Consider the following 713-nt stretch of genomic DNA (forward strand, 5'->3'; position numbering starts at 1 on the left):
TACTTACAGATAAAACAGCAACCCTTACTCATTCCAAATACACAGCCAATCCTGTTCAACTCGTAAAAACTATTGATATGGATGGCACAAAGATTGGCTATTTAATGTATAACAGTTTCATAGACGATTTTGATGATGAGCTTAATTCAGCTTTTGCACAATTAAAAAGTGAAGGAGTAACAGAGCTGGTTCTGGATCTTCGCTATAATGGAGGAGGCTCTGTAGAATCTGCCGTTGATCTTGCGAGTATGATCACAGGCCAATTTGAGGGACAAATCTTTATGAAAGAACAGTGGAATGAAAAATATCAAAATTATTTTGAGAAGAATGATCCCGAGAGTTTAATCAACCGTTTTAATAAAACCATTAGAACCGGAGAAACTATCAATAGCCTCAACCTTTCCAGAGTTTATATCCTTACTACCAATGCTTCTGCTTCGGCAAGTGAACTGGTGATCAATGGACTTGCTCCTTATATTGATGTGGTGCAGGTGGGTGAAACTACCACCGGAAAATTCCAGGCTTCGGTAACCTTGTACGATAGTGATGACTTCGGAAAAGAAGGTGCAAGCAAGAACCACACCTACGCCATTCAACCCCTGGTGTTGAAATCGGCCAACGCCCAGGGAAAATCAGATTATGTTGACGGGCTGACACCAGATGTAAGTAAGAATGAAGATATTTCCAATCTTGGAATTTTAGGAGAACCCACT

General features: G+C 40.1%; 1 protein-coding gene. It reads left to right on the top strand.

Translation table 11 applies throughout. The annotated features are described in order from the left end of the window. On the top strand, positions 1 to 713 hold a 713-nt coding region (locus HC175_RS15855), incomplete at both ends, for a S41 family peptidase (protein ID WP_235942644.1).

It is taken from the genome of Salinimicrobium oceani (genome assembly GCF_012037645.1).